Genomic DNA, 20143 nt, shown 5'->3' with positions numbered 1-20143 from the left:
TGCAAACAGTCTCCACCACTGTATAGGCGAATCTACCGATACGACTTGCTCTTGCGGCCCAGCTGCTTGTAGAAGCCTTCCAGCTCGCGGCGGATCAGGTCCTGACCGTTTTCGATCACGAAGTCCTGGAACGCTGCGGCCACTTTCGGAATGGGATGGTCGCTCAAGTGCATGATGTGCCAGTCCGCTTCCACCGGCGCCACCGGCAAAGTCGCCAGCAGGCCGGCTTCGAATTCCAGCCCGCAGGCGTGCACCGACAAAAAACCCACGCCCAGGCCGGCCGACACCATGCGCTTGATCGCCTCGTTGCTCGATACTTCGGAGCCGAATTCCGCGGCGTGGCCCTCCTCGCGCAGTAGTTTTTCCACCGCCGTGCGGGTGCCGGAGCCGCGCTCGCGCACCAGCAGGTTGGCCGCCATCACGTCGTTGAGCGTGATCTTTTTCTTCTTCATCAGCGGGTGCGAAGGACTGGCGACAAAGGCCATCGGATGGCGCGCGAACTTGGCGGCATTGGTGCGCAGCTCGCGCGGCGGCGTGCCCATGATGGCCAGCTCGATCTCGTGCCGCGCCAGCATCTGAATGATCTCCGTGCGATTGCCCACCTGGAGCTTGAGGCGCACGTCCGGCCGCTCCAGCGTGAACGGAACCAGCATCGGCGGCAGCAAGTGCTCGGCCGTGGTCACCGCGCCGATGCGCAGCGTACCGGAGGTGACGCCTTGCAGCGCCGCCAGTTCGTCGGTCGCCTGCTCCCACAGCCGCAGGATGCGCTCGGAAAATTCCGCCATCACCTCACCGGCCGCCGTCAGCTGGATGTTGCGGCCCACCTTGCGCGTCAGCGCGATGCCTGCGATTTCCTCCAGTGTGCGGATTTGCAACGATACCGCAGGCTGCGTCAGGTGCATGGCGTCCGCCGCGCGCGACACGCTCTCGTGGCGCGCCACCAATACCAGCGACTGTAGCTGGCGAAAACTCGCATGATACATAAGCAATCCTTATCGATTATCCAAAATCTTTAATTTTTCTTTTGTTCATTCTACCCCTATATTGATAATCATCTGACATCGTTGAGCGAGACCGACATGAGCATAGACGTGATCTTCCTGGGACTGGACGGCGTGTTGTTCGACACCGAGGCGCTACACCTGGCGGCCTGCAATGCGGCCTTCGCCAATGCCGGCCTGTCGCTGCGCTGGACCTTGCCGGCGCTGCGCGCCGCTGCCGCCAGCCACGGTTATGCCAACGCCATCGGCTCGGCCGTCTCCACGCCGCCGCTGTCGCGCGACAAACGCCGCGTGGCAGAACTGCTGGAGGACAAGCAGCACCAGTTCCACCACTCCATCCTCGCGCAGCCACCGCAGGCGCAAGCCGCCGCGCTGGTGCTGATTGAAGACGCCAGCGCCGCCGGCTGCAAGATCTGCATCCTCACCGACCTACCGGCGCCGGCCACCGCCGCCCTGCTGGAGCGCCACTTCGGCGCCGACGTCACCAGCTTGTTCAGCGTAGTCGCGGGCGGCGTGAGTTTCGACAGCGCCTCAGGCGCCGGGCCGTATGCCCACGCGCTCAACGCCATCGGCGCCGACGCCCACCACGCCATCGCCATCGACACCGCCGTGCCGGCCCTGAGCGCCGCAGCGGCGGCAGGGCTGTGGACCGTCTCGGTCGCGCCCTACGGCACGGACGTGGTGCGTCCGCGCCAGTTCATCACCTTCGACGCCCTGCACGACTTGCAGGCCAGCCCCTACACGCCGGACCAGCAGCGCCCCACAACGGGACCAAGGCTGGGGATACACCAGGCAGCATAGCTTTTCAATCCTTACAGGAGGCGCATCATGGAAACCATCGTCATCGTCGGCGGCGGTGCGGGCGGGCTCGAACTCGCCACCCGTCTTGGAGACACGCTGGGCGCAAGCAAGCGGGCACGCGTGCTGCTGGTGGACCGCTGGCCGGGCCACTTCTGGAAGCCGCTGCTGCACACGGTCGCTTCCGGCAAATGCGATCCACAGGTCACCGAACTTTCGTTCAGCGCGCAGGCGTGCGATCACGACTTCGAATTCGTCCAGGGCGACATGCTGTGCATGGACCGCGCGCACCAGACTATCACCCTGTCGCCGCGCGACGGCGGCGACGGCGCCTGCCGCGTGATCGCCTACGACAAGCTGGTACTGGCGCTGGGCTCCGTCACCAACTTCTTCGGCGTGCCGGGCGCGGAGCAACATGCGCTCACGCTCGACAGCGTGGCCGATGCGGAAGCCTTCCGCCGGCGCTTCTTCGACACCTGCATCCGCGCCGGCGAACAGAAAATTCCGGTGAACGTGGTGATCGTCGGCGGCGGCGCCACCGGCGTCGAGCTGGCGGCGGAACTGAGCAACACGGCGCGCACGCTGGCGGCCTACCGCGTGCACGATCTCGATCCTGAGCAGGATATCCGCATCACCGTCATCGAACGCGGCGAGCACCTGCTGCCGCAACTGGAACCGCTGCAGGCGCAGCGCGCCGCACACCATCTGCGCTCGCTCGGCATCGAGGTACTGACCTCGACCAGCGTTGCTAGCGTGGACGCCGATGCGGTGACCGACACCGAAGGCCAGCGCCATGCGGCCGACCTGACCTTGTGGGCGGCCGGCGTGGAAGCGCCGCAGCTGTGCGCCACGCTGGGTCTGAGCGTCAACCACCTGCGGAAAATCCTGGTCGACTCCAGCCTGCGTTCGGCCAATGACAGCCGCATCTACGCGCTGGGCGACTGCGCCAACTACGTTTGCCCCATCAAGGGTGCGGCGCCGCCACGCGCACAGGTGGCGCATCAGCAAGCCATGTTCCTGGCCAACCTGCTGGCCCGCCGCGACGATACGCCGCGTCCGGAGTTCCGCTATCACGACTACGGTTCGCTGGTCTCGCTGGGTCAGCACGCGGCGGTCGGCGCCCTCACCGGCCCGGTCAGCGGCAAGCGGTACCGGGTCGGCGGCGCGGCGGCGCGCGTGCTGTACCAGATGATGTATCAGAAGCACCTGCTGCAGCTGCACGGCACCGTGCCGATGCTGACGCATACCCTGGCCGACTGGCTGCGGGCGCGGGTACTGCCGCCGGTGAGGTTACACCGATAAAACCGGCCTATAATAAGGTCATGACGACGATTTCCTCCCTGAACCGGACCACTCCGGCGGTCGCCTCCACGGCGGCTGCCGGCGCTTCTGCGTCCACCTATGCTTCCGCCAGCAGCGCCGCTGCATCCAATGGAGGCGCTTCCACCGTGGTATCGCTGGGCGGCACGGCCGACGGATCGCTGCCCAAGGCGCTGGTGTGGGAAAACCGCACCCGCAGCACCGCCGCCAGCATGATGGCGCAGAACTTCAACGACCAGCCGGCGGCCGGACGCCTGAAAGGCCTGGGCGGCGAACTGCTCAAGCAGGTGGCCTACGACGGCGAGGACTTCTCGCAGTCGGTGCAGCAGGCGCCCAACGGCGTGTACGCCGACACCTACGACATGCTGGTGTCGCCATCGCAGGTATCGCAGCACGGCATGGGCGACAACCAGATCTCGCTGAGCATCACCACGCGCAGCGGCGTCAAAGTGGATCTCACGCTGGACGCCGGGGACAATAGCATCGCCATCGAGGCGCACAGCGACGGCAAGCTGAATGAGGCCGAGCGCAAGGCGCTGGGCGAACTGTCCGAAGCGTTCCAGAAATCGATCGACGGCCTGACCGAAGACCCGCCGCGCATCGACTTGTCCGGACTGACGCAGTTCAACAAGAACGCCTTGGCGTCGGTGGACCTGAAAGGCAGCATCAAGATCAATCCGAAGGAAACTCAGCACCTGGAATTCCACGCCGACGCCAGCCAGCGTTCGGTCAATTTCAGCGGCCCCGCCGGCAGCGCGAAGATAGACGTGGACCTGAGCCAGCCCGCCGCCTGGGGCAGCAAGGCGCAGCAGGCCAAGGCGCTGAACAACTACATGCAGCAGGTCGACCAGGCCGGCCTGCGCGGCCAGGGCAACGCCACCATGATCGCCATGTTCAAGGATGCCTTCACCGACATGAACAGCGACTACGGCACGCCGGCCGTGGCGCCGCTCAGCACCGGCCTGACCGACCGCGATCGCGCCATGTCCACCGGGCTGGCCGACTTCAAGGCCTCGTTCGCGCAAACCGAGGTGTCGTCCAATCCGGCGAAGGTGACGGAAAAGGACAGCTTCGCCTACGATGTGTCGCAAAAGACCACCCTCAGCGGCGCCTCGCGGATGGACCGTGGCATCACGCAGCAACAGGAGTCGCACCTGAAGGCGCGCTTCCACGCGCCGGTATCGGCCGACGCGCAACTGGCGCTGGACCTGGAGCCGCAGTCGCAGAACTACAAGTACCACATGATCAACGACTCGGCCAGCACCACCACCACCATCGCCTACGACGAGGGCGTGCTGGCCAAGGCCACGCTGGAAATGCAGGCCCACCAATCCAGCCGCGTGTTGAAATACACGCTGGGCAAGCTACAGGAAGACCACACCACGCCGTCCGGCAAGGCCAGCACGCGCGACCTGCTGAAAGAGCTGAACGAGGCCGAAGACCCGCAGGCGCTGGCGGTACTGAACCAGCGGATCTTCCTGATCTCCAATCCGGACGCCATCGCGGCATAACTGCATGAGCACACTCGATTACTTCGCCCTACTGGCGCGCTACAACGCCGACATGAACCGCAAGCTGTACGACGCGGCGGCCCAGCTGCCGCCGGCAGACTTCACCGCCGACCGCAAGGCCTTCTTCGGATCGCTATGCGGAACGCTGAGCCACCTGCTGGCGGGCGACACCATCTGGCTCAAGCGCTTCAGCACCCATCCGGCAGGCTTCCCGGCGCTGCAGCCCATGCAGGCGATCGCACAGCCCAGCGGCCTGACGCACTCCTTCGGCGACACCCTGCCAGCGCTGCGCGTCCACCGCGAGCAGTTGGACGCCATCATCAGCGCTTTGGCGCCGCAGCTGACGGAAGCGGACCTGGCGCACACCTTCGAATACCGCAGCACGCGCGGCGATGTCTATCGCAAGCACTTCGGCAGCGTGCTGCTGCACTTCTTCAATCACCAGACGCACCATCGGGGACAAGCCAGCACGCTGCTATCGCAGGCGGGCATCGACATCGGCGTCACCGATCTGCTGCTGTGGGTACCGGACTCATCACCTAGTTAATTCGTCAATTAGTCATTAAGGAAGTTCATGTCGCTCGCCTATCGTGCAACCGCCGATTTCGCCAAACTGAATCACCCGATGCGCGTGCCGCTATCGGCCGAAATCCACTCCCGCCCTTTCTTGCAACTGCAGTCTCCCGAAAGCATCACCCACTTCGCGCTGTACCTTCAGCAGGACCAGCCCTCGCGCCAGAACCACCGCAGCAGCCAGCACCAGATACTGGAGCAGCTTTGCCTGCACTACGGCGTGGCCGGCCCGCACGAGCAGGCGCGCTACTTCTTCCATGACTTCGGCCGCTTCCGCCTGAAGTGGGAATGCCACACCGAGTTCGCCACCTACACCTTCGTCGAGCGCAGCGAAGCGGGCGTGGACTTCCACACCGCTTTCGCGCGCATGCCGGTGCAGCACGTGCCGCAAGAATGGCTGGCCGGCCTGCACGGCAAGATCATCGTCGCCGCCCACGTCCTGCTGTGCAAGGACGCGTCGGACGACGGCAGCTTCGCCGCCAGCATCCGCGAACTGTATCAGGGCCGCTCGCTGGTGGGTAGCAGCGGCGGAGGCAACGCCGAAGTGTGGACCGATTTCCTGATCCATCCGGATGGCTTCAGCCGCTTCGTGGTGCGCGACCAGAACCTGCGCGAATACCAGCCCGGCCGCCTGGTCGGCCGTATGCTGGAAATCGAAACCTACCGCACCATGACGCTGCTTGGGTTGCCGCAGGCCGAAGCCACGCAGCCGGCGCTGAACGGCATCGAGAACGAACTGGCGGAACTCACGGCCACGCTGGTGAAAAACCAGGCCAACGGCGACCAGGACATGCTGCACCGGATCACCAGCCTGGCCGCGCAGTTGGAGAAAATCTCGGTCAACAACAGCTACCGTTTCGCCGCCTCGCAGGCCTACTTCAACCTGGTGCAGTCGCGCATCCAGGAACTGCGCGAGGTGCGCATTCCCGGCACGCCGACGCTGGCCGAGTTCATGGGCCGCCGCCTGGCGCCGGCCATGAACACCTGCACCTCGGTGGCGCAGCGGCAGGAAGGACTGGCGAAACGTATCGCCCGCACCAACGACCTGCTGCGCACGCGCGTCGGCATCGAGCAGGAGCTGCAGAACCGCAAAATCCTGCAATCGCTGGACGCGCGCGCGGCCCAGCAGCTACGCTTGCAGCAGGCGGTGGAAGGCCTGTCGGTCGCGGCCATCTCGTACTACACGCTGGGATTGGTGGGCTACGTGGGCAAGGCGCTGAAGGCCAGCAGCGTGCCGGTCAACCCGGACATGATGACCGGCATCGCCGTGCCGCTGGTAATCGGCGCCGTGTGGCTGGGCCTACGCCGCCTGCACCACCAGTTATCGGGCGACGCTAAGCATTGAAGCGGCTGGAGAGGAAACTGGCGATACGCGTCTGCGTCGATTCCAGGTAGGGGATGTTGATGTGGTCGGAATCGGGCACGATTTCGTCCGCATGCAGCGTGCCCAGTTTCTGCACCAGCAGGTCGGTATGCGAATGCGGCACGATGTCATCGACCGCCGCGCGCAGCACATAGGTCGGCGCCTTGAGCTGGTGCGCATACTTGATCGACTCGAATTTATGCTTGAGCACATACTCCACCGGGATCGCCCGGAACTTACGCTTGGCGATGGCAAGGATGGAATCGTAAGGCGTGATCAGCACGATGGAATTGGCGTCGCGCTCCATCGCCACCTGCACCGCCACGCCCGAACCCAGGCTGCGGCCAACCACGGCGATGCGTTTCGGGTCGACGTGATGGCGTTCGCTGAGCCAGTCGTACAGCATGCGGCCGTCATCGATGAAATGTTCTTCCGCCGGATCGCCATGCGAATCGCCATAGCCGCGATAGTTCACCGCCAGCACGGCCATGCCAGGGAACAGCTTGCCGGCGTCGCGCGCGACCCACGAGACTTCCTCCGAACGGCCGCCGAAGTACACCACGCCCGGATGCTGGCCGGCGACGCGCGGCGTCATCAGCCAGCCGGATAGCCGCGTGCCATCCTTGGCGCGCACCACGATGGGACGGGTGCGGTGGCCGCTGCTGTAAGGCTTGAGCACTTCGCGCCGGCTGCCCAATGGGTTGAACAGCAAGCGTTTCTGGTTAGCCGCCACCGCTGCCGTCAAACCCATCCAGAGCACGCTGGCGAGCCCTGCCAATCCCGCGAATTTTTTTGAGTTGTTCATATCTCTACTGTACTCTTATCCTGCTTTTTTGCAGCCGCAAAGTGACGGCGGCGTGGTGTAGACCACACATGACGGTATAATCTGCGCTTCGCTTTTTTCATACCAAGCTGACAATGAAACCTGCCGTCGTCCTGCTGCATAGCTCCATGAGTTCCAAGTCCCAATGGCTGTCGCTGAAAGCGCACCTGGGCGACGCCTATCGTTTCCTGCCGGTGGACCTGCTGGGGTATGGCGCATCGCCCTTCCCGGCCGCCGCCGACGCCGGTGAAGATTATATCCATACGCTGGCGCACGAGGTTGACGCGGTGATCGCCTCCATCGCCATGGAACTGGAACCGGGCGAAGCGTTCCACCTGGTCGGCCACTCCTTCGGCGGCGCCTGCGCGCTGCACATGGCGCGCCGCATACCGGAGCGCGTGCTGTCGCTCACGCTGTTCGAGCCGGTGGCCTTCCACCTTTTGGCAGACCAGCATCCGGCCAAGGTTGAAATCACCAGCGTGGTGGCCGGCATCGCCGCCAGCGCATCGGACCGCGATGCCACCCGCATCTTCATCGATTACTGGAACCGCCCTGGTGCCTTCGACGACGCAGCGGCCGGCGCGCAGGACAAAATGATCGCGCAGATCGCCAAGGTGCGACTGGACTTCCAGGCGCTGTTGGGCGAACAGGCAACGTTGGATGATTTGTCCATGTTGACCATGCCATCGCTGGTGATGGCCGGCGAGCGCAGCCCAGCCTCCACGCGTTTGCTGGTGGAGCAGCTGGGCCGCTCGCTGCCCAACGCCAGCGCCATGCAGACGCGCGGCGCGCACATGGGCCCTATCACCCATGCAGATGTAGTCAACCCAGCCATCGCCGCTTTCCTCAGCGGCGCCGAAGTCACCGCCGACTAACGAAAGTCATCCCATGCGCCTCCCTGTCCTGCTGCTAAGTCTCCTGACCTTCCATGCCGCTGCGACAGCGGCGGAGTACGACCTGCCGGCGCGGCCGGACACGGTGGCCTGGGGCTACTACTCCGGCCAGTCCAAGCCGGTGCTGACGGTGCACAGCGGCGACACGGTGCGCATGCAAAGCCTGTCCACCTGCGGCACGCCGGAACGCATGATCGCCGCCGGCGTCAAGCCGGAGGACATCCCGCCCTACACCGCGCCGATCTACGACCAGGTGAAGGACAAGGGACCCGGCGGCCATATCCTCACCGGCCCTGTCGCCATCGCCGAAGCGGAACCGGGAGACGTGCTCGAAGTGCAGATCCTGAAAGTGGACCTGGACGCCAACTTCGCCTGCAATGCCTTCAGCGTCGGCAAAGGCTTCCTGCCGATGGAGTATCCCTACAGCCGCTTCAAGATCGTGCCGCTGGACCGGCAGAAGATGATCGGCCATTTCGCGCCCGGCATCGAGATTCCGCTGCGTCCCTTCTTCGGCAGCATGGGCCTGGCCCCGGCCGGCGGCAAGATTGACAGCGCGCCGCCCTTCGTCCACGCCGGGAACATGGACAACAAGCACCTGGTGGCCGGCACCACGCTGTACATCCCGGTCGCCGCCAAGGGCGCCCTGTTCCAGGCCGGCGACGGCCACGCGGCGCAAGGCAACGGCGAAGTGGACATCACCGCGCTGGAGACCTATTTGAGCGGCAGCTTCCGCTTCATCGTCCACAAGAACAAGCGCCTGCTGTGGCCCCGCGCCGAAACGCCGACCCACATCATCACCATGGGCTTCAGTCCCGACCTGAAGACCGCCACCGAACACGCACTGCGCGACATGATCGACTACCTCGTCACGGAACGGAAATTGAGCCGCGACGACGCCTACATGCTCTCCAGCGTGGCGGTGGACATGGAAATCACGCAGCTCGTGGACGGCAACGTTGGCGTCCATGCCATGCTGCCCAAGCAGATCTTCAAACGCTGATTTCGCTTGACCTTCAAGTTGGCTTTAAGCTTAGCATGGCGTATCTCCTCCACCAATCAGGAAAACGCCATGCTGTTCACACCACTGACTCTGCCCAACCGCAGCACCCTGCCCAACCGTCTCGCCAAGGCCGCCATGGAAGAAAGCATGGCGGACGCCGGCCAATTGCCCGGCCCCGCCATTCTTCGCCTGTACCGGCGCTGGGCGGAAGGCGGCACGGGCCTGCTCATCACCGGTAACGTGATGGTGGACAGCCGCGCGCTCACCGGCCCCGGCACCATTGCGCTGGAAGCCGCCACGCCGCTGGCGCCTTTCAAGGCCTGGGCGCAGGCCGCGCGCTCGCATGGTGCGCAGGTCTGGATGCAGATCAACCATCCTGGCCGGCAGGTGATGGCGAACATGGGTGGCTTGGCGTGGGCACCGTCCGCTGTAGCGCTGGACCTGGGCAAGCACAGTAAGTTGTTCGCGCAGCCGGTGGCCATGAGCGCGGCAAATATCGCGGAAGTGATCCAGCGCTTTGCCGATACCGCGCATGCGGCCGAGGAGGCAGGCTTCAACGGCGTGCAGATCCACGCGGCGCATGGCTACCTGCTGTCGCAGTTCCTGTCGCCGCTGACCAATCAGCGCCAGGACGAATGGGGCGGCACACTGGAGAACCGCGCGCGCCTGCTGCTGGAAGTGGTGCGCGCGGTGCGTTCGCGCGTATCGGCCGGATTCAGCGTGGCGGTCAAACTCAATTCCGCCGACTTCCAGCGCGGCGGCTTTTCGGAAGATGATGCGCGCCAGGTCGTGCTGCTGTTGAACGAACTGCAGGTCGATCTGATCGAACTGTCGGGCGGCAGCTACGAGAGTCCGGCCATGCAAGGCCGCACCGCCGACGGCCGCACGCTGGCGCGCGAGGCCTACTTCCTGGAATTCGCGACGGCGCTGGCCGCCGTGGCGCGCATGCCGGTGATGACCACCGGCGGCATCGCGCGGCCGGCGATTGCGGAACAGGTGCTGGCGAGCGGCGTGGCCGTAGTGGGCATCGCCACCGCGCTGTCGGTGGCGCCGGACCTGCCGCTGCAATGGCGTGCCGGTCGTGCACTGGACGCGTCGGCGGCGCCGGTGAACTGGAAGGACAAGACCCTGGCCAGTATCGCCACCATGGCGCTGGTGCGGCGGCGCCTGCGGACGCTCGCACAAGGCGGCAATAGCAGCAGCCTCAATCCGCTGTGGACGCTGATCACCGACCAGCTACGCGTGAAGCTGCTCACACGCCGCTACCGCCAGTGGCTGACTTCAGCGGCCTGAATCGCCAACCACGATATCGATGGTGTTCTCCAGCCAGATGCCGAGGTTGGGCGTGCGCGCCTGCTGCGCCGATGGTCCAAGTTCGCCAGGCGGGTTGAACTTGGTGCCGATCGGCAGGATGGCGTTGAGGAAGGAGATATCACCCGGCGGGAAATCCATCTGCGTGCCTTTCGGCTCGAAGCCTTCGCCGCTGGCCTGCTTCGGAGTGAACACGCGCAGCGCGATGTCGTCGGCATGGTTGATGAAGGTGACCGGCAGGCCCTTGGTGCTCAGCTGCGCCCAGTAGACCTTGTCGTGGAAGCCTTTGAATTCCGGGTAGTTCCATGACAGGCCGGTGACGGTGTCGTTGTAGTCCTTCTGCCAAACGTCGAACTCCACGCCTTGCGTGCGATTCTTCCATACGCGGTAAGGACCTCGTCCCAGCCAGCGCATGGATTTCACTTCGCTTTCAGGATAGTCGAAGGTGACGCCCAGCGCGTCGACGTAGCGGCTGCCTTCCATTTGATAGGCGTAGTTCACGCTCAATCGCCCGTCGGCGCTCAGCCGCCAATTAACCTTGCGCAGGTTGCCGGAGTATTCGGCCGATACCACCACGTCACCACCGTCGCGAGTAGCCGAGATGCGTTTCAGTTCAGCCTTGCCGGCGACCAGACGGGGACCGTTGGTCAGCGGCGCGATGACGTCGCCTTTCTTCAGCTCCCGCAAATAGCCGGTAGCCTTGTCGATTACGACGCTCAACGCGCCGGCGTTCAGGCGATAGCCATCGGCCATCTCGGCCAGCGTCGCCGGCGCGGCTTGCGCGGCTGCGGCGACGCGCATCCGCTCCGCCACCTGCTGCGGACTGGCGATCATCCACGACCAGGTGTAGATCTCATTCCCATCGGGCCCGGTGGCGGTGAGGTAAAGCGCATCCTGCTTGCTCCAGTCGCGCGGCAAGGCGATGTTGGCGACACCGCGCATGCCGGCTGCGACATCGGGCGACTTCACACTGCCCTGTGCCACCACAGCGTGCCCGGCCTCGCGCCCAAACCGCACCAGCTGCCAGCGCAGTTTTACCTTATTCAAATTCGTGAAGTCGTAACGATTCTCCAGCGTCACCCGGCCATCAAACGTCGGCGGCAACGAGGCCATTTCCGACAACGGCAAATACACCGGCGACCAGATCTTCCTCACCGCAAAGAAGCTACCCTCCTTCTCGCGGTACGGCCCTACAATGCCGTCCGGCGCCAGGTTGCCCGCCACGTCGATCGCACCGCCCTTGTCCTCGCGCACAATGCCTTCATCCGCAAAAGCCCAGATAAATCCGCCCGCGCTCAGCGGATTGGCCAGCATGGCATTCCACCAGTCGTTCAGGCTCGCACCAGCACCGCCGTCATACAGTCCATGCAGGAACTCCGTCGGCATGAACACGTCGCGGCCATTGAACAGCGAAGTCGCACAGCAGTTAAAGGTCGGATAGTGCGCCGTATCGATACCGCCGAAGTTTTCCCACGGATGAATCACCGGCCGCTTCTGCACATCCCAGTCGGCATACAACTTATCCAGGTCGCGATTGAAACCGCCCTCATTGCCGTTGGCCCAGAAAATGATGGACGGATGGTGCTGGTCGCGCTGAACCAGTTCCTTCACCAGCGGCGTCGAGACGTCGGTATCGTAAGCCTTCTGCCAGCCGGTCAACTCGTCGATCACATACAAGCCCACTTCATCGGCCACGTCGAGGAAATGCGGATCGGGCGGATAGTGCGACATGCGCACCGCGTTCATGTTCATTTCCTTCATCAGCTTAGCGTCCTGATAACTCAACGCCTTGCTGGTGGTGCGGCCCGAAGTCGGCCAGATCGAATGCCGATTGGAACCCTTCAAGCGCACCTTGCTGCCGTTGACGTACACGCCATCGTGCGGACGCAACTCCATGGTGCGGAAACCTATCGTCTTGCTGACTTCATGCACGATGCCGCCGCCGTCGCGTAACTGGAAACGCACCTGATAGCGCTGCGGATGCTCCGCCGACCAAGGCACGATGCGTTCAACGCGGCCGCGCAGATGCGCCTTGCCGCCAACGACGTCGGCCACCATCTCTTTGCCCAACGGAGCGCCGGCCAGCGTGGTAATGCGCGCGCTGACCTTGCCGCTGCTGGCGCCGCCCAGGAACACGTCAGCGTCAAACTCGCCGGTATGGCGCGCATCGAGACTCACTCGCTCGATGTTCGCCAACGGCTTGGCCTCCAGCCACACAGGCCGATAGATGCCGCTGAACAGCCAGAAGTCCGCACTGCGCTCGGCGCGGTTCACCGACTCATTGGCCGAGTAGCGGTTCACCTTCACTTCAAGCTGGTTGCTTTCGCCAACCTTGAGCAAGCGCGATACGTCGTAACGGAATTCGTAGAAGCCGCCCTGGTGCACCGGGCCGGCAGGCTGGCCGTTGATCTTGACCAGCGTATCGGTCATGGCCGCACCGAACACAATCTCGATCCGCTTGCCGCGCCATTCGGCGGGCACATTGAACTGGTGGCGATACACGCCGGTGCTGTCCGGCGCAGGATCTTTCTGCCAGTCGTTGTAGTAGCGGTAGGTGCCGAAGCCCTCCATCTCCCAATTGGACGGCACGGGAATCTTCTTCCACACGCCGCTATTGCGGCCGCCATTCACCTGGAAGTCCCACTCGACCCGGTGATCCTTATCGGTGCCGCTCAGGTACTGGACCTGCGTGGGAACCGCAACACACTGGCTGCTCAGCGCCAGTAAAAAAGCACTCAGCAGCCAACGCATCACAGACTCCCTCCAAATTGTTTGCTCTCGCCCGCTTTCAGATTCAGCGGCACGACCTTGTCGCCATAGCGCACCTGGCCCGCGCCGTCGCCGGCGATGCGGCGCACCGTGGCGGAAGTCAGCTTGCCGTTGGCCCAGCTCACGTCGACCTCATAGCCACCGCGTGCACGCAAGCCTTTCACCGAACCGCTGCCCCATGCGGAAGGCAAGGCAGGCAACAGATGGATTTCACCGGTCTGCGATTGCAACAGCATTTCGCAGATCGCCGCCGTCGCGCCGAAGTTACCGTCGATCTGGAATGGCGGATGGGCGTCGAACATGTTTGCATAGGTGCCGCCGGCGTTGTTGCTCTCCGTGCCTTGGCTGCTCTGCTGCGCAGCGCGCGCGCCGGGTTTGGCCAATTGACCACGCAGCATTTTGTACGCGTGATCGCCGTCCAGCAGACGTGCCCAGTAGGCCGTCTTCCAAGCCATCGACCAGCCGGTGCCGGCGTCGCCGCGTGCCTCCAGCGACTTGCGTGCGGCGGCGGCCAGCGCCGGGGTCTTGGTTGGCGAGATCTGGCGGCCGGGGAACAGGCCAAACAGGTGCGAGACGTGGCGATGTGTATCGCCCGGCGTATCCAGCATTTTGTCCTTGTCTTTGCCCTTCTTCTCGTCCATCCACTCCAGCAGTTGGCCCCAGCTGCCGATGCCCGGCGTCGCCAGCTTGTCGCGCATGGCGGCGATACGGTTGCGGTATGGCGTGTCGCTCAGCGCTTCGGCGGCTTCCACGGTGTTGTTGAACAGGTCCCAGATGATTTCCTGGTCATAGCTCACGCCATCCTCGATCGGGCCGTGTTCCGGCGACCAGCCGAGCGGCGCAACCAGGCGGCCGTCCGGCAGCTCCTTCAGGTAGTCCTCCCAGAACGCCACGGCTTCCTGCATCATCGGATAGGCTGTGTTGCGCAGGAAGGTCTTGTCCTGCGTGTACGCGTAGTGTTCCCAGAAGTGCTGCATGTACCAGGCGTTGCCGGTCTTGTTCCAGACGTAGCCCATGGCGCCGAAGGGATTCGACTCGGTGCGCACCGTCCAGCCGCGTACCGGCTTGCCGGATTTGGCGACGAAGGTTTCTTCGCGCTGTACCGCTTCGCCGCTCAGGTCCGGCTGCGACATCTGCACCGATGCGGGATCGGCGATGGCCTTGGCGGCGGTGTCGGCCACCAGCTTGCGGTAGACCGGCGCCATGCCCTGCACGAAGTCGAAGAACGGCTTGGCGTGTTCGGACAGGTTGGCCGGTTCGGCGGGCCAGTAGTTCATCTGCACGTTGATGTTGGTGTGGTAGTCCGAGTTCCACGGCGGCGTGAGGCTGTTGTTCCACAGGCCTTGCAGATTGGCCGGCAGCGAGCCGCGCGAACTGGAGATCAACAGATAGCGGCCGAATTGGAAGAACTGCGCCTCCAGTTCGGGATCGTTGCCCTCCGCCGTGTAAGCCTCGATGCGCTTGTCGGTGGTGAGCGCGCGGCGCGCGGCGGATGCAGCGCCGAAGTCCACGCCGACGCGCTTGAACTGCGCGCCATAATCGCGTTCGTGCGCAGCCGCCAAAGCGGACCATGCGGAAGCAGCGCGCGCCGGCGCGCCGGCCCCGGCGGCAGCGTTGCGCCCGGCGCCAGCGGCGGCGTCCGAGGCGGCAGCCACTTGCGCCGTCACGCGCGGCAGCGGCGCTTCGCCCTGAAAGCGGCGCGCGGCGTCGTTGGCGTAGCTGGTGCCAGCGCCAAGGATCAGTGTAATCGCATCGCTGCCGGTGAAGGTGATCCTGTTGCCCTCCACGGCCAGCTTGCCGCCCTCGTTGAGCACCTGCACCTGGCTGGCGTACTTCATCGCATTCGGCAGCGCGCCGACGGCGGTGATACGATCGCCCTGCGCGCTGATCTGCGCATCATGCATATCGGTCAGCTCGATGGACCCGGTGTACTGCCCGCGCTTGCCAGCACTCAACCGCACCGCAATCACCTGAGCAGGAAAGCTGGCCAGCGCCTCGCGCTTGAACTTCACGCCGTTGTGCACATAACTCACCGTGTGCCGGCTGCGCGCAATATCCAGCTGACGCGCATAAGAAGAAGCCTTCTCATGCCCAGGCAAATTGATATACACATCGCCAAACGGCTGGAACGCCCCCATCGCCTTGTCATCGCCGGTCCACAGCGTGATGTCGTTGAACTGCAGGCGCTCGCGCGCCAGCTGCCCGAAGATCATCGCGCCGATGCGGCCATTACCAATAGGGAGCGCTTCCTTCTCCCAGCCCGCCGCCGTATCCGGCGCGGGCTGGGAATAACGCAAGGTCAAATCCGGCGCGGCGGCGGCATTCGCCGCCACAAACGCCACTACAAGCAGCAAAGGTTTCATTGCGGATTAATCTTGATCAGCACAACATCATTCACGCGCATCTTCACCTTCACGGAAGCCGCACCCGATGCCGGCACGCGCACCGTGCTGGTTTGCGGCCGGTCCTTGGTCAGGGCTTGCAGGCGCTCGATCTCCTTCGGCGTCAGCGTTTTCGGCGAACCCATTTTCAGGTAAGCCGTGTGCGCATCATTGGCCTCGAAACCGGTGCGATACACATTCACCGTATAGGCGCCAGGCTTCAAGCCTTTCAGGTCCACGCTCACCGGCGCACCATCGCGCGTCGGCTGCACGGTGGTGTAGAAGCCGCGATTGCTGCGTCCCTGTTGAGGCGTCTGGAAGTCCCACGCCAGAACCTGAACGCCACGGCCATCCCTAGCCGCATAGCTTTGCGCATCGGCGGTCTTGATGGCGGCGTCGCCCAGCTGGTTCAGGTACTTGTAGGCGAACCACGAAGGCTTGCGTATGCCCTGCGGATTCATCAAACCGAAGCCACCTTCGAACGGCGCGGTCGGCGGACCGGGCTCCTCGAACAAATCGCTATAGGTCCAATAACTCATGCCCTGCACAATGCCCTCGGTCGCTTTCAGCTTGCTCAGGATGTACGGCGCGCTGATGTACGAATCATGCACCGGATCGCGCGGCGTGTAGCTGGTGCTCCACTCGGTGAAATACAGCGGCATGTCCGGATGGCCGGCCGCCTTCATCTCATTGCGCACCTTGCGCACATCGCCCACCACGGCGTCCGGCGACGGCGACAGCTTGGTATCATCCTTGCCGTTCTCGTCGAGGAAGCCACCATCCACGCCATAGGTATGCGTGGTGACGAAGTCCACCACCGAACCACTGGCCTTGGCATGCGCCAGGAACTCCGGCACCCAGGCAGCGCCTGCGGTCGAAGGGCCACCCACGCGCAGCGCCGGATCGATGGCCTTGATGGTGCGCGAGGTGATGTCGAACAGCTCGAAGTACACCTTCTGGTCCGCCTTCTCCCAGAAGCCGTCCAGGTTCGGCTCATTCCACACTTCGAAGAACCAGCTGCGCACTTCTTCCTTGCCGTAGCGCTCCTGCGCGTGGCGCACGAACGCATCGACCAGCCCCGCCCACTTCTTCGGATCGGGATGGGAGGTGTTGCCCTTCCAGTAGAAGATGCTCAGGTCCGAGCTGCGCATGGCGAGCGGCGTAAAGCCCAGCTCCACGAACGGCTTCACGCCCATCTTCAGCAGACGGTCGTAGAGGTAATCGAGCTTGGTCCAGTCGTACACCGGCTTGCCGTCCACTTCCTTGTACGTGCCCAGCACGTCGTGGAAGATGGCGTGGAAGCGGATGTAGCGGAAGCCCAGTTCGTCCTTGGCGGTCTTCAACTGCGCCAGGCTGTCCTCGCGAATCAGCGTGCCCGGATAATCCGAGCCCACCGACAGGTCGGCGAAACGGTCACGCGGCGTGGTGGACGCGGCGGCGTCCACCACGATGTGACGCACATCGGCGGCGCTGGCAGCACCCGCCAGCAACAACATCAACAAAGCGGTCGGCTTCTTCATCAGCGTTTCACCGTCAGCGACTTGCCTTCATAGCTGACCACCTTATCGGCCGCATCGAAGTTGTCCGAGGTCGACACGCCAGGCTTGATGAAGCGCACCTTGAACTGGCGCTTGGCCTGCATGCCCTTGAACTGGCCCGTGCGGTCACCGATGGTGACGACGCCGGTCTTGTCGTTGTAGCTGAACGGAATACGGCTGGCTTCACCGCGCAGGTAGCCGTTGCTCACGCCATCATCCTCGTACAGGCTGAATTTTCCGTCCGCGCCGGTGTACACATTCAGCGTGATCGGCGCATCCGGTTTCTCATCCACATACTGCGTCACAGGACCGATAGGCAGGATCGCGCCGGCCTTCACCAACAGCGGCATGCGCGTTTCCGGCGCCTTGATGCTCGCCGTGGTGCCGCCCTTATGCAACTCGCCGGTATAGAAGTCATACCAGTTCGCGCCCTTCGGCATGTAGACGCTACGCTCGCGCGCACCGTACACGCTGACCGGCGCCACCAGCATGCTGCGGCCGAACAGGTATTGATCCTTGATGTTCTTCACCGCTTCATCGTTCGGGAAGTCCAGCACCAGGCCGCGCATGATGGCGCCGGACTCGTAGTGGATGTCGGCGGCGGCCGAGTAAATGTACGGCATCAGGCGGTAACGCAGCTGGTCGTACCAGACCATCGATTCACGCATCGGCGAACCAGCCGGCGAAATCTCATGGATCTCGCGCTTCACCACTTCGCCGTGGGAACGGAACAGCGGCGAGAATGCGCCGAACTGGAACCAGCGCAGATTCAGCTCGCGCCATTCCTTCAGGTCTTCCGGATTGCCCTGCTTGATGCCGGTGCTGCGGTTTTCCTGCGCCGAACCGACTTCGCCCAGCTGGAAGCGCGTCTCCTGCGCATAGCCGCCGATATCGTGCGTCCAGTTGGCGATGCCCGACATCGACACGCTCACGCCGGCCGAGATCTGGTCGTACAGATTGTTCCAGCGGCTGGCCGTATCGCCGCTCCACACGGCGGTGGCGTTGCGCTGGATGCCAGCGAAACCGGAACGCGACAGGATGAACTGGCGCTTCTCCGGCTGGTCTTTCTTCAGGTGGCCGTAGAAGCCTTCCGTATGCACCAGGCTATACGGATTGAAAGTGATCTCGCCTCCGCCATAAATGGTCGGGCCGATCAGCTTCTTGAAATCGGCCGGACGGGTGTTGGACAGCACGTCAGGCTCGGTGTTATCCATCCACCAGGCGTCGAAGCCCAGGTCCACCAGCTTGGACTTCATCTGGCGATAGTAGATGTCGCGCGCTTCAGGCGCATACGGCGAGTAGTGGCTGTTCTTGTAGCCAGGGCCGACCCAGTCCAGCGCGCCGTCTTCGACGTTCTTGGTCCACATGTGGCCCTTGGCCGTGAGTTCCTTGTAGTTGTCGGTATTGGCGTAGAACTTGCCCCAGATCGAAATCATGATGCGCGCATTGGCCTTGTGGACTTCATCCACCATGGCTTTCGCATCCGGGAAACGAGCCTTGTCGAAGTCGTGCGAACCCCAGCCGTTTTCCGGCCAGTAGAACCAGTCCTGCACCATGTTATCGACCGGCCAGCCCTGCTTGCGGTACTCACGCAGCACGCCCAGCAACTGCTCCTGGGTTTCGTAGCGCTGGCGCGACTGCCAGAAACCGTAGGCCCACTTCGGCATCATCGGCGCCTGGCCCGTCAGGTGATGGTAGCCGGCGATGACCTTGTCCATGTTCTCGCCGTTGATCACGTAATAGTTGATGCTCTGCGCGACTTCGGACGAGAAGGTCAGCGAATGGCGTTCCGCATCCGGCAGCGGATCGTTGTGGGTCATCGCCACCATGCCGCCGCTCGGCTTCCACTCCAGGTGCAGCTTGACCGGCTTGTTCGCTTCGAACTTCACTTCAAAGTTGTGATACCAGGGATTCCAGCCCTGGCGCCAGACATCCATGATCTCCTTGCCGTCGACGCTCAGCTTCGCGTAGTCCGACGAATACAGCTGCATCTTGTGCACGCCGGCTTTCGGCGACGACATCGTGCCTTCCCACACCACCTTCAGGTTAGCGGCCTTCGGATCGCCGGCCTCCTTCGGCCAGTTTTCCGCCACGTCCTTCAGGTACTGATAGGCGATATCCTTTTCCTGGCGCGTGAACAGCAGCTTGTCGCCGGCGTAGTAGCGCGCGGTCAGGCCACCGGCCTTGCCGTCGGCATCGGTCAGCTGCAGGTCGCGGCTCAGCCACGCATACGGCTTGGCGTCGCCGAAGCGCGAGATCGAGTTGTTGTCCCACAGGACGCCGTAGTTTTTATCCGAGACCACGAACGGCACGGCGATCGCCATATTGTGCTGCATCAGCAGCACGTCTTCGCCGTTCAGGTTCATCTGGTTGTTCTGGTGCTGACCCAAGCCATAGAAGGCGTCTTTGGTGCCGTGGTTGAAGCCCTGCTTCACCGCCAGGAACGGCTTGCCGTCGACGTCCGTCGGCGCCATGCTCTCGGCCTGCTGCGTCAGGAAGGCCTTGCCGGCAGCGTTGAAGAACTGCACCTGGCCAGTGGCCAGCGACACCGCCACCGAAATCTTTTTTGCCTTCAGCGTGACGCTGTCCTTGCCCGAAGCGGCAACGCTGAAGTTACCGCTAACAGGAGCGGCAATAGTCATCATCGACGGCGTCAGCGACTTGCCCGCCTGGTCCAGCTTCACCACGTGGATGATGTTATCGGCCATGACCTCCAGCCGCACTTCTTTTGCGGCGCCATTGTCAGGCTTGACCACCACGCCGGTGGCGGTCTTTTCAAAGGTGCCGGCCACGGCGTGGCCGGACATCATCACGGCCAGGCAGGACGCCGCGTGAGCGATGGTTTTGATACGCATTTTGTCT

14 protein-coding genes are annotated in these 20143 nt (G+C 63.7%); 8 read left to right on the top strand and 6 right to left on the bottom strand.

The features are described 5' to 3' along the window. Positions 1-32: 32 nt before the first annotated feature. Positions 33-983 carry a LysR family transcriptional regulator gene (locus ACXZ1M_RS20640; RefSeq protein ID WP_459049507.1) on the bottom strand — a complete coding sequence of 317 codons (951 nt, stop codon included), beginning with the start codon at positions 981-983 and terminating at the stop codon, positions 33-35. A gap of 96 nt (positions 984-1079) precedes the next feature. Here ACXZ1M_RS20640 and ACXZ1M_RS20635 point away from each other — a divergent pair, with 96 nt between their 5' ends. Genes ACXZ1M_RS20635 through ACXZ1M_RS20615 form a run of 5 tightly spaced genes read left to right on the top strand, consistent with a single transcriptional unit; the run spans position 1080 to position 6548 of the window. Further along, on the top strand, positions 1080-1802 hold the full coding sequence (locus tag ACXZ1M_RS20635; RefSeq protein ID WP_459049506.1) for an HAD family hydrolase: 723 nt from the start codon (positions 1080-1082) through the stop codon (positions 1800-1802). 27 nt (positions 1803-1829) lie between these two features. Then, a complete protein-coding gene (locus tag ACXZ1M_RS20630) occupies positions 1830-3101 on the top strand; it encodes an NAD(P)/FAD-dependent oxidoreductase (protein WP_459049505.1) in 1272 nt (423 codons plus the stop codon). A gap of 20 nt (positions 3102-3121) precedes the next feature. Beyond that, complete coding sequence (locus ACXZ1M_RS20625; protein WP_459049504.1) at positions 3122-4630, top strand: hypothetical protein; 1509 nt, start codon at positions 3122-3124, stop codon at positions 4628-4630. 4 nt (positions 4631-4634) lie between these two features. Next, positions 4635-5177 (top strand): DinB family protein, encoded by a 543-nt coding sequence (locus ACXZ1M_RS20620; protein WP_459049503.1) that lies wholly within the window; start codon positions 4635-4637, stop codon positions 5175-5177. A gap of 27 nt (positions 5178-5204) precedes the next feature. After that, the gene (locus ACXZ1M_RS20615) at positions 5205-6548 is read left to right on the top strand and encodes a DUF3422 family protein (RefSeq protein ID WP_459049502.1); all 1344 of its coding nucleotides are present in this window, start codon (positions 5205-5207) and stop codon (positions 6546-6548) included. On the opposite strand, the gene ACXZ1M_RS20610 is transcribed toward ACXZ1M_RS20615, so the two are convergent. Continuing rightward, on the bottom strand, positions 6538-7371 hold the full coding sequence (locus tag ACXZ1M_RS20610; RefSeq protein WP_459049501.1) for an alpha/beta hydrolase: 834 nt from the start codon (positions 7369-7371) through the stop codon (positions 6538-6540). The two genes, ACXZ1M_RS20615 and ACXZ1M_RS20610, sit on opposite strands and share 11 nt — an antisense overlap. Before the next feature lie 113 nt (positions 7372-7484). On the opposite strand from ACXZ1M_RS20610, the gene ACXZ1M_RS20605 reads away from it, so the two are divergent. From ACXZ1M_RS20605 to ACXZ1M_RS20595, 3 genes are all read left to right on the top strand, one after another. Further along, positions 7485-8264 (top strand): alpha/beta fold hydrolase, encoded by a 780-nt coding sequence (locus tag ACXZ1M_RS20605; protein WP_459049500.1) that lies wholly within the window; start codon positions 7485-7487, stop codon positions 8262-8264. Between the two features lie 13 nt (positions 8265-8277). Then, positions 8278-9282: an acetamidase/formamidase family protein gene (locus ACXZ1M_RS20600; protein ID WP_459049499.1), complete on the top strand. Its 1005-nt coding sequence runs from the start codon at positions 8278-8280 to the stop codon at positions 9280-9282. A gap of 69 nt (positions 9283-9351) precedes the next feature. Then, positions 9352-10575, top strand: coding sequence for an NADH:flavin oxidoreductase/NADH oxidase family protein (locus ACXZ1M_RS20595; RefSeq protein ID WP_459049498.1), 1224 nt, complete (start codon positions 9352-9354; stop codon positions 10573-10575). On the opposite strand, the gene ACXZ1M_RS20590 is transcribed toward ACXZ1M_RS20595, so the two are convergent. The 4 genes from ACXZ1M_RS20590 to ACXZ1M_RS20575 are packed head-to-tail and all read right to left on the bottom strand — an operon-like array spanning position 10564 to position 20136. Beyond that, positions 10564-13344: a glycoside hydrolase family 2 TIM barrel-domain containing protein gene (locus ACXZ1M_RS20590; protein ID WP_459049497.1), complete on the bottom strand. Its 2781-nt coding sequence runs from the start codon at positions 13342-13344 to the stop codon at positions 10564-10566. The genes ACXZ1M_RS20595 and ACXZ1M_RS20590 overlap by 12 nt on opposite strands. After that, a complete protein-coding gene (locus ACXZ1M_RS20585; protein ID WP_459049496.1) occupies positions 13344-15725 on the bottom strand; it encodes a glycoside hydrolase family 95 protein in 2382 nt (793 codons plus the stop codon). Before ACXZ1M_RS20585 ends, ACXZ1M_RS20590 begins: the two co-directional genes overlap by 1 nt. After that, entirely contained in the window at positions 15722-17263 is a 1542-nt protein-coding gene (locus ACXZ1M_RS20580; protein ID WP_459049495.1) for a GH39 family glycosyl hydrolase, read from the bottom strand. The genes ACXZ1M_RS20585 and ACXZ1M_RS20580 overlap by 4 nt, the downstream gene beginning before the upstream one ends. Continuing rightward, positions 17263-20136: a glycoside hydrolase family 31 protein gene (locus tag ACXZ1M_RS20575; protein WP_459049494.1), complete on the bottom strand. Its 2874-nt coding sequence runs from the start codon at positions 20134-20136 to the stop codon at positions 17263-17265. Before ACXZ1M_RS20575 ends, ACXZ1M_RS20580 begins: the two co-directional genes overlap by 1 nt. Positions 20137-20143: the final 7 nt, after the last annotated feature.

This window comes from Duganella paludis (genome assembly GCF_054461335.1).
Note: the sequence above shows the minus strand (reverse complement) of the source record. Positions and strands in the feature narration are given on the sequence as shown.

Bases quoted from the DNA above. Each gene is read 5' to 3' on its own strand.
- ACXZ1M_RS20640 (WP_459049507.1), bottom strand. From the start codon at position 983: ATGTATCATGCGAGTTTTCGCCAGCTACAGTCGCTGGTATTGGTGGCG.
- ACXZ1M_RS20635 (WP_459049506.1), top strand. From the start codon at position 1,080: ATGAGCATAGACGTGATCTTCCTGGGACTGGACGGCGTGTTGTTCGAC.
- ACXZ1M_RS20630 (WP_459049505.1), top strand. From the start codon at position 1,830: ATGGAAACCATCGTCATCGTCGGCGGCGGTGCGGGCGGGCTCGAACTC.
- ACXZ1M_RS20625 (WP_459049504.1), top strand. From the start codon at position 3,122: ATGACGACGATTTCCTCCCTGAACCGGACCACTCCGGCGGTCGCCTCC.
- ACXZ1M_RS20620 (WP_459049503.1), top strand. From the start codon at position 4,635: ATGAGCACACTCGATTACTTCGCCCTACTGGCGCGCTACAACGCCGAC.
- ACXZ1M_RS20615 (WP_459049502.1), top strand. From the start codon at position 5,205: ATGTCGCTCGCCTATCGTGCAACCGCCGATTTCGCCAAACTGAATCAC.
- ACXZ1M_RS20610 (WP_459049501.1), bottom strand. From the start codon at position 7,371: ATGAACAACTCAAAAAAATTCGCGGGATTGGCAGGGCTCGCCAGCGTG.
- ACXZ1M_RS20605 (WP_459049500.1), top strand. From the start codon at position 7,485: ATGAAACCTGCCGTCGTCCTGCTGCATAGCTCCATGAGTTCCAAGTCC.
- ACXZ1M_RS20600 (WP_459049499.1), top strand. From the start codon at position 8,278: ATGCGCCTCCCTGTCCTGCTGCTAAGTCTCCTGACCTTCCATGCCGCT.
- ACXZ1M_RS20595 (WP_459049498.1), top strand. From the start codon at position 9,352: ATGCTGTTCACACCACTGACTCTGCCCAACCGCAGCACCCTGCCCAAC.
- ACXZ1M_RS20590 (WP_459049497.1), bottom strand. From the start codon at position 13,344: ATGCGTTGGCTGCTGAGTGCTTTTTTACTGGCGCTGAGCAGCCAGTGT.
- ACXZ1M_RS20585 (WP_459049496.1), bottom strand. From the start codon at position 15,725: ATGAAACCTTTGCTGCTTGTAGTGGCGTTTGTGGCGGCGAATGCCGCC.
- ACXZ1M_RS20580 (WP_459049495.1), bottom strand. From the start codon at position 17,263: ATGAAGAAGCCGACCGCTTTGTTGATGTTGTTGCTGGCGGGTGCTGCC.
- ACXZ1M_RS20575 (WP_459049494.1), bottom strand. From the start codon at position 20,136: ATGCGTATCAAAACCATCGCTCACGCGGCGTCCTGCCTGGCCGTGATG.